The following is an 8,696-nucleotide window of genomic DNA, read 5'->3' on the forward strand; positions in this document are numbered from 1 at the left end:
TGGGTGTTGACAATAAATATATTCAAATATATATATGTATCTCTGTCGGGTCGGTCGGTATGCCGACGATGGCGGTGGGGCGGTGGGGAATGCATCAGGGAAAGGAAACCGAAGATGAGGATCGGGGAATCGCTCAGCGTGGACACGGTGCAGGATGCGGCGCGAGTGCTCCGGTGCATCGGGCACCCGATCCGACTGCGGATCATCGAACTGCTCGACACCGAAGGCGAGCGGACGGTGACGGAGATCCAGGAGGCAGTCGGGCTCGAGCAGGCCACCACTTCGCAGCATCTGAACCTGATGCGCGACAAGGGAATCCTCAGGTCACGCCGGGACGGAGTGAACGTCTACTACGACCTCGTCGACGAGAAGGTCGTTCGGGTCATCGACTGCCTGCGGGCCTGCGATCGCCCGGGGAGCTGACTCCAAACATGGAACGGACGGTGAGCGGCATGGATGCAACGAAGAGCCGGCTCCGATCGGGAGCGCTGCTGGTCATCATCTTTCTGGCTGGAGCTCCCGCCTCTCTGAGGGCACAGACGGCGGCCGGGGGTCGTCCTCTGAGTCTCGAGGCGGCCAGACAGGAAGCGCTGGCGGGCAACGCCAGCCTGAGAATCGCGGCGGCCAGCGCGGACATGGCGGCCGCGGCGGCCGGGGGCACGTCGGCTGTCTACTGGCCGCGGATCGACTTCGAGAGCGGCTTCGTTCGGTCGAACGACCCGGTGTTCGTGTTCGGGACGAAGCTCAGACAGGGAACGTTCAGCGAAGCCGACTTCAACCCGGCGACGCTGAACACGCCCGATCCGATCAACGACTGGACCAACAGGGTCTCCCTGCGTTGGAAAGTCTTCAGCCCCTCGGACTGGACCGGTCGCGGGGCCGCGGCCAGGGAGGCCGAAGCGGCAGGCTGGTCCGCCACCCGAACCCGCGAAGCCACCCTCACGCAGACGGACATCCTGTACCGGGAGGCGCAGCGGGCGGGAGCACAGCTTCGGGCGTCGCAGCGCGCCGAAGCCGCCGCGGCGGTCAACCGGGACGTCTTCGCCCGCCGCGTGGATGAGGGAGTTTTGACGCGTGCGGACCTCCTGCAGGCGGAGGCCGACTATTCGTTCGCGGTGGCCCGACGAGTGGATGCCGAGAGACGGGACCTCGACGCGCGCAGGCGGCTCGCCGTGTTTCTCGGAGGCGAGTCGGCGGACCTCCCCGTCCTTGCCGATTCCCTCGAGGTGGTCCTGCCTCAGCCCGCGGAAGTTCAGTCCCCGCCGTCGTTCGATCCGGCGGAGCGAGCGGACCTGATGGCGCTCGCCAGCGCGCGCGATGCGGCCGAGGCGGGCACCAAGAGGGCCACGCGCTCCTTCCTGCCGGAGATCGGCGTGTTCGGTAACTATGCGATTCATGCCGCGGACGCATTCCAGAACGATGGGGACAACTGGACGGTGGGCGTGGGCCTGACGTGGAACCTGTTTTCCGGGTTCAGCCGCTCGAAGGACCGGCAGCGGGCGGAGGCTGCACAGACGATCGCCGAGACCCGCTACCAGGAGGCGCTGCGTCAGGCGAGCGCGGAGCTCGCCGCGGCCGAGGACGGACTTCGAGCCGCTCGACAGGCCGTGGAGGCCTCGCTGGCTGGCCGGAGAGCGGCCGAAGCCGGGGCCACGCTGATGAAGCGCCGGTTCGAGGAGGGGCTCGCCACGCCTGCCGACCTCCTCCAGGCGGAGACTCGCCGCGCGCAGGCGGAGAGCCAGGCCATCGACGCCATGGCTGCCTTCCGAATGGCGGAGGCGCAGCTCCGGTTCGTCACCACCATGCACGAGAACGGAAACGACCGATGAAGCGATACATGATGCTGTACGTGCCGGTCCTCGCCCTCACCCTCGGCGCCTGTGACAAGGGCGAGCCGGGCGAGGTGGCGGATCGGGAGATCGTCGGGGCCGTGGACGTGAGCCCCGTCGCGAGCAGCGGGACGGGGTCCCAGGTACCGGGACGCGTCATCGCGCTCGAAACCGCCAACATCGCCACCCGGGGCAGCGGAACGGTGGAAGCCGTTTCGGTGGACGTGGGCTCCAGGGTGCGTGCCGGCCAGGTGGTCGCCCGGCTCGAAGCCGCCGGGGTCGAGTCGGCCGTGGCGAGCGCCGAGGCGCAGGCGGTGGTGGCCCGGCGCACGTACGAGCGGATGGTGAATCTCGAGCGGGATGGGGCCGCCACGAAGCAGGAGCTCGATCAGGCCGAGGCCAACCTGAAGGCGGCAGAGGCTCGTCTCGACGAGGCGATTGCGTCCCGCGACTATTTCGTTCTCAGGGCGCCGTTCAATGGAACGGTGACCGCCCGCATGGCCGATCCGGGTGACCTGGCCGTGCCGGGGAAGCCGATCCTCGTGCTCTCGGGTTCCGGAGGGGTCAAGGTCGCAGCCGACGTGCCCGCGTCGATGGTCGACCGGGTCGAGGAAGGCGAGTCCGTTCTGGTCGTGTGGCCGGAGACGGGAACGCGCTGGGCGGCCACGGTGCGCCGAGTGGTTCCGGTGATCGATCCGACGAGCCACCGTTTTCGGATCGAGGCTACGTTCGATTCGTCCGAGCGGTTGCCGCCTCCAGGCTCCTTCGTGCGGCTCGAGCTGCCGGTCCCCGGTGAGTCCAGCTTCTGGGTTCCGGCGGACGCCATCGTGCGCCGTGGGCAGCTTACGGGCGTCTTCGTCGTGTCCGGCGAGCAGGCTCGCCTGCGCTGGATTCGCACCGGTCGGCGGACGGGTGAAGCCGTGGAGGCCCTCGCAGGGATCACGGAGACGGACATGGTCGTTCGGCAACCGCCGGCAGGTCTCGTGGACGGCGCCGTGGTCGAGAGCGCGGAGAGGGTCGAATGGGCCTTCATCGCGGAGGGCGGTCGATGAAGACCCAGATCGCGGGACGCCTCGCCGACGCATTCCTGACGTCCAAGCTGACGCCGCTTCTCCTGGCGGCCGCGCTCGGTCTCGGGATCTACACGTCGGCGACGCTGCCGAGCGAGGAAGAGCCGCAGATCATCGTGCCCCTCGCGGACATCTATCTGCCGATGCCGGGGGCCACTCCCGAGGAAGTCGAGAACCGGGCCCTGATCCCGCTGGAGAACGTGCTCTCCGGAATCGACGGCGTCGAGTACGTGTACAGCCACGCGCAGCCGGGCTTCGGTCTCGTCACGGTGCGGTACGAGGTCGGACGGGACCTGGAGGACAGCCTGATCCGGCTGTACGCGACCCTCATGAAACACCTCGATCGGATGCCCTCCGGTCTCACCTTTCCGCTGGTGAAGACCGTGTCGATCGACGACGTGCCGTTCTTCAGCGTGACCCTGGCCGGCCAGGAGGACCACGCGGAGCTCAGGCGTTTGGCCGAGGAAGTCGGAACGGCGTTCGAAGCCGTACCGGATGTCCGGGATGTGCACGTCACGGGCGGCCAGCCGCGGGAGGTCCGCGTCGAGCTGTCGCCCGGCCGGATGGCGGAGCTGGGCGTCGATCCGGGGATGGTCGTTCAGCGCCTTCGCGCGGCCAACGTCAGCTTCGAGGCCGGACGGTATTCGGCCGCGGACCGGGTGGTCCGGGTGCTCGGAGGTCCTTTCCTGAACAGCGCCGACGACGTCTCGGGCGTCGTCCTCGATGTGCGGGACGGGCGGCTCATCCAGGTGGGGGACGTCGCGGAGGTCTCGGATGGACCGGCCGAGGTGGACAGCTACACCTTCCACGGGGAAGCGGGACAGCCGCTGATGCCGATGGTGGCGATCTCGGTGTCGAAGCGGCCGGGGGCGGACGCGACCGCGGTCGGACACCGGCTCGAGGAGACTCTGTCCCGGCTCGAGGGCTCGGTGATCCCGGCCGACGTCGAGGCGCTCGTGTCGCGGAACTACGGAGAGACGGCGCGGGAGAAGGTCACCACCCTCAAGGAGCACCTCGGGCTGGCAGTGATCGCCGTCGGCATCGTGGTGGCGGTGTTCATGGGGTGGAGGAGCGCCGTCGTGGTCATGCTGGCGGTCCCGATCACCTTCGCGCTGACGCTCTTCGTGTACCAGATCTTCGGGTACACGCTGAACCGGGTCACCCTGTTCGCGCTCATCTTCGTGACCGGCATCGTGATCGACGACTCGATCATCGTGGCCGAGAACATGGAGCGCCACTTCCGCATGAAGGACCGTCCGCTACGGGCCGCCGCGCGCGCCGCCGTCGACGAGGTCGGAAACCCGACGATTCTGGCGACCCTCACGGTGATCGCGGCCGTTCTCCCCATGCTGTTCGTCTCGGGGCTGATGGGGCCGTACATGAGCCCGATGCCGATCGGGGCGAGCCTCGCGATGACCTTCTCGCTGCTCGTGGCGCTGATCGGGACTCCGTGGCTGGCCTTCCGGCTCCTCGGCAAGGCCCATCAGGGCGACCACGAACAGGACGAGGAGAGGTACGTGCTCGAGGACACGCGCATCTACCGCGTGTACCGCCGTCTCGTGGAGCCACTGCTCGACCGGCCTTCCCGGCTGGTGATGGCTCTCGCTGCGGTGGCCGTGCTGCTGATCGGGGCGACCGGTCTCTTCTTCACCCGGACGGTGATGGTCAAGATGCTGCCGTTCGACGACAAGAACGAGATCCAGGTCATCCTCGATCTACCGGAGGGATCGACGCTCGAGACGAGCGCCGCGCTTGCCCGGGACGTGGCGCTCGAGCTCGAGAGCGTGGCCGAAATCAAGGACCTCCAGGTGTATGCGGGAGTGGCGGCGCCCTTCAACTTCAACGGTATGATTCGGCACTATTATCTCCGTAGGGGAAATAACGTTGCGGACATTCAGGTAAACTTGATTGATAAGTCGGAGCGGCGGGCCAAGAGCCACGATGTGGCCAAGATCGTGCGGCCCATCGTGGACTCCGTCGTCGCGGCCTCCGGTACCGGAGCCCGGGCCAAGGTCGTGGAGGTACCGCCCGGTCCCCCCGTCCTCTCGACCCTGGTCGCCGAGGTCTACGGCCCCGACGAGGTGGCGCAGCGGGAGGTGGCCGAGCGCGTCATGGCCATGTTTGCCGATCAGCCCGGGGTGGTGGACGTGGACTGGTCGCTCATCGATCCGCAGCGGGAGCTCCGGTTCTTCGTGGACGAAGAGAAGGCGGCATTGTCGGGGGTGGCCAGGGAACAGGTGGTTCACGCTCTGGCCACGGGAGTGGGGGGCGTGGTGGCGACGGAGCTGTCGGCTCCCGAGTCCCGTGCCGCCGTGCCGGTGCGCGTGCGCCTTCCGGAGGAGGACCGGTCCGGTCCGGATCGAATCGGCAACCTTCACGTGGCCTCCCGGACCGGCAGCATGGTGCCGGTCGGGCAGATCGTCCGGGTGGAGGAGGCGACCGTACCTCAGCCCATCGACCGGAAGAACGGCCAGCGGGTGGTGTACGTGACCGCCGATGTCGCCGGAGCCCAGGAAAGCCCGGTGTACGCCATTCTGGACCTCAAGGAGCGCATCGGCGAGATCGAGCTTCCATCGGGTGCTCAGCTGGGTCAGCTGTACACGCGACAGCCCGGTGCCGTCGAACAGCCCGTGATGAAATGGGACGGCGAGTGGCAGGTGACGTACGAGGTGTTCCGCGACCTCGGCATCGCGTTCGCCGGCGCCCTGCTGCTGATCTATGGCCTGCTCGTGGCGTGGTTCGGCAGCTTCATCACCCCCCTCGTGATGATGACGGCGATTCCGCTCACGCTGGTGGGGATCGCACCCGGACACCTCGTGTTCGGAGCCTTCTTCACGGCGACGTCGATGATCGGGATGATCGCGCTGGCGGGCATCATGGTTCGAAACGGAATCCTGCTGATCGACTACCTGGAGGCCCGGCTGAATGCGGGTATTCCGCTGAAGCAGGCCGTGATCGAGGCAGGGGCCGTCCGAACGCGTCCGATCGCGCTCACGGCGGGCACGGTCATCATCGGGGCGATCGTGATCCTGTTCGATCCGATCTTCGAGGGGCTGGCGGTGGCGCTCATCACGGGTTCCCTCGCCTCCACGCTGCTGACGCTGATCGTCGTGCCGGGCATCTACTTCCTGCTCCGCCGGGATCGAGGGAGCGAGGGGGAGGAATCCGGGGCAGGCGAGGGTCTGACGACGGCGACGGAGGGCTGAGGGCGAGCCGGCAGGGCCTTTGGACACGCGGGGCCTTGGCCCCGGAAGAATCAGGAACGAGAGGTGGACATGAAGCTGGTGATGCTGACATATCTGGAGGGAGACGAGAAGTGCGTCGAGCAGCTGCTCACGACGCTCGAGGTTCCGATGTTCAGCCGCCTGGCGGTGGAGGGCCACGAGCGCGCCGGAGCAGGCGGCTGGTACGGGGCCGGCGCCGGAGCGCCCTACCGCTCCGAGGTCATCTTCGTGTTCGCCGCCGACGCGCTCGCCGTGGCGATCCTCGAAGCGGTGCGGATGTGCACGGGCGTGGAAGACCCCAAGCACCCCATCCGGGCGTTCGCTCTCGATGTGGAGAACGCCGCCGCGTGCGGCTGTGAGGCGACGGAAGGGTCGATGACGGCCGCGCCGCGGTCCACGAAGTCGCAGGAGTAGGAAGAGTCTACTTGGGAGCTTTTCCGGCCACGGCCCGAGGTGGGATCCGAATGTCCCTGGGGGCCGGGCGGAGCTCGAACAACCCGATCCGAGAGGTGCACAGAGATGACGATGGAACGAAAGATCAGGGTGATCGCGGGGACCTTCGTCCTCGCCAGTCTCGCCCTCGCCTACTGGGTGAGTCCCTGGTGGCTGCTGTTCACGGCCTTCGTGGGCCTCAACCTTCTCCAGTCGGGAGTGACCGGCTGGTGCCTCATGGAGGACATCCTCCGGTGGACGGGCCTGCACCGGCAGACCTGATTCGGGAAGCCCCGGGCCCCCGCGGCCCGGGGTTTTCATTCCGCTGCTTCCTGCGTACTTTGCGCCGCTTGTGAACGGACACCGCGATGGGCGGTGGCCGACGAAGGGGCACCCGGCTGGAGGACTGGCCCGTTTCCATGCGTAATATCCGAAACAGACTCCTGGTCATACTGGGACTGATCGTCGTGTGCGTGTACGCCCTCGTCCCCAAGACGGGGCCGACCGGCGAGAAGATCCCCTCGATCAACCTCGGTCTCGACCTGCAGGGCGGCATGCACCTGGCCGTCGAAGTGGATGATCCCGAGGGCACGTTGACGCCCGAGGGCCGCGCGGACGCCATCGAGCGCACGCTGACCACGATCCGGAACCGCATCGACGAGTTCGGGGTCCGTGAGCCCACCATTCAACGGGTGGGCAACGAGCGCATCATCGTGGAGCTGGCGGGCATCGACGATCCCGAACGCGCCAAGGGGATCGTGGAGCGGACGGCCTTCCTCGAGTTCAAGCTGGTTCGGGAAGACGACAACTTCCTCAACGCGCTTCCCCGAATCGACCGGGCCATCGTTCAGGAGCTCGGGGCCGAGAACCTGCACGCCGCGGCCGTCCAGGAGCCGTCGGCCGAGGCTTCTCCGCTGTCGGACATCCTCGGCGCGCAGCCGGACAGTTCGGCGGAGGCCGCCGCGGATTCGACCGACGCCACGGTCGCTGACTCGGGCGAGGCCGTTGCGACGGACAGCCCGGCGGCGCAGGGGGCGCAGGAGCCGACCCTGAGGCCGCTGACCAGCCTGCTGCTCCAGGGACCGCAGCCCGGCACCTTCCTGGTGGCCGAAGAGGAGGTTCCGACGGTCGAGCGATATCTCGAGACGGAGGCGTTCCGCGACCACCTTCCGCGCAACACGGAGGTCCGGTGGGGGGCGGAGCCGACGTCGGCCGCCGGGGCGGCGTACCGGGAACTCTTCGTGCTCGAGTCGGACCCGATCCTCACCGGCGACCTGCTCGAAGATGCGGGGCCCGCGGCCCGGGACCCGCAGTTCAATCAGCCGTATGTGCCGTTCGAGACGACGCGCCGCGGCGCACGGGTATTCCAGCGGGGCACCGCCCCGGCCGTGGGTCGTTACATGGCGATCGTGCTCGACGGGCGGGTGCAGAGTGCGCCGGTCATCCGCCAGACGCTGAGCCGACGGGCGCAGATCGAGATGGGAGGCGGGGCCAGCTTCCAGGAGGCGCAGGACCTGGCGCTGGTGCTTCGGGCGGGTGCGCTCCCGATGCCGATCAAGGTGGTCGAGGAGCACACGGTCAGCGCTTCCCTCGGGGCCGACTCGATCCGCCAGGGACGGAATGCCTTCATGATCGGCATCGTCGCCGTGGTGATCCTGATGATCTGGTACTACCGGGTCGCGGGCGTGATGGCGGTGGGGGCGCTGGCGATCTACGTGCTGCTGGTCCTCGGCGGCCTGGCGGGGCTCGGTGCCACGCTCACGCTGCCGGGCATCGCCGGCCTCATCCTCTCCGTCGGAATGGCCGTGGACGCGAACGTGCTGATCTTCGAGCGGATCCGCGAGGAATCGGATGCCGGGAAGACGCCGAGGACGGCCGTGGACAACGGCTTCGCCCAGGCGCTCTCCGCGATCGTGGACGCGAACCTGACGACGCTGATCACGGCCGCGATCCTGTATCAGTTCGGCACCGGCCCGATCCGCGGGTTCGCGGTCACCCTTGTGATCGGCATCCTGGCTTCGTTCTTCACGGCCCTCTACGTCACGCGGACGGCCTTCCTCATCTACCTCGAGCGGCGGTCGCCGACCGAGCCACTGAGCATCTGACCTGGTCCCGATATGAGAATATTCAGAGGCGCCCAC

Annotated in this window: 7 protein-coding genes; all 7 read left to right on the plus strand. The window is 67.8% G+C overall.

Translation table 11 applies throughout. The annotated features are described in order from the left end of the window. Positions 1–114 precede the first annotated feature (114 nt). Complete coding sequence (locus AC36XV_RS04090; RefSeq protein ID WP_492202401.1) at positions 115–423, plus strand: ArsR/SmtB family transcription factor; 309 nt, start codon at positions 115–117, stop codon at positions 421–423. A 29-nt stretch (positions 424–452) separates the two neighbouring features. Then, positions 453–1,829 carry a TolC family protein gene (locus AC36XV_RS04095; protein ID WP_492202402.1) on the plus strand — a complete coding sequence of 459 codons (1,377 nt, stop codon included), beginning with the start codon at positions 453–455 and terminating at the stop codon, positions 1,827–1,829. Further along, the gene (locus AC36XV_RS04100; protein ID WP_492202403.1) at positions 1,826–2,881 is read left to right on the plus strand and encodes an efflux RND transporter periplasmic adaptor subunit; all 1,056 of its coding nucleotides are present in this window, start codon (positions 1,826–1,828) and stop codon (positions 2,879–2,881) included. The genes AC36XV_RS04095 and AC36XV_RS04100 overlap by 4 nt, the downstream gene beginning before the upstream one ends. Continuing rightward, positions 2,878–6,105 (plus strand): efflux RND transporter permease subunit, encoded by a 3,228-nt coding sequence (locus AC36XV_RS04105; protein WP_492202404.1) that lies wholly within the window; start codon positions 2,878–2,880, stop codon positions 6,103–6,105. The genes AC36XV_RS04100 and AC36XV_RS04105 overlap by 4 nt, the downstream gene beginning before the upstream one ends. 69 nt (positions 6,106–6,174) lie before the next feature. Next, positions 6,175–6,537 (plus strand): hypothetical protein, encoded by a 363-nt coding sequence (locus tag AC36XV_RS04110; protein WP_492202405.1) that lies wholly within the window; start codon positions 6,175–6,177, stop codon positions 6,535–6,537. A gap of 105 nt (positions 6,538–6,642) precedes the next feature. Next, the gene (locus tag AC36XV_RS04115; RefSeq protein WP_492202406.1) at positions 6,643–6,837 is read left to right on the plus strand and encodes a YgaP family membrane protein; all 195 of its coding nucleotides are present in this window, start codon (positions 6,643–6,645) and stop codon (positions 6,835–6,837) included. Positions 6,838–6,974: 137 nt separating this feature from the next. Beyond that, entirely contained in the window at positions 6,975–8,660 is a 1,686-nt protein-coding gene (secD, locus tag AC36XV_RS04120) for a protein translocase subunit SecD (RefSeq protein ID WP_492202407.1), read from the plus strand. The last annotated feature ends 36 nt before the right edge of the window (positions 8,661–8,696 follow it).

The organism is Candidatus Benthicola sp. (assembly GCF_058719085.1).

Bases quoted from the DNA above. Each gene is read 5' to 3' on its own strand.
- AC36XV_RS04090 (WP_492202401.1), top strand. From the start codon at position 115: ATGAGGATCGGGGAATCGCTCAGCGTGGACACGGTGCAGGATGCGGCG.
- AC36XV_RS04095 (WP_492202402.1), top strand. From the start codon at position 453: ATGGATGCAACGAAGAGCCGGCTCCGATCGGGAGCGCTGCTGGTCATC.
- AC36XV_RS04100 (WP_492202403.1), top strand. From the start codon at position 1,826: ATGAAGCGATACATGATGCTGTACGTGCCGGTCCTCGCCCTCACCCTC.
- AC36XV_RS04105 (WP_492202404.1), top strand. From the start codon at position 2,878: ATGAAGACCCAGATCGCGGGACGCCTCGCCGACGCATTCCTGACGTCC.
- AC36XV_RS04110 (WP_492202405.1), top strand. From the start codon at position 6,175: ATGAAGCTGGTGATGCTGACATATCTGGAGGGAGACGAGAAGTGCGTC.
- AC36XV_RS04115 (WP_492202406.1), top strand. From the start codon at position 6,643: ATGACGATGGAACGAAAGATCAGGGTGATCGCGGGGACCTTCGTCCTC.
- secD (WP_492202407.1), top strand. From the start codon at position 6,975: ATGCGTAATATCCGAAACAGACTCCTGGTCATACTGGGACTGATCGTC.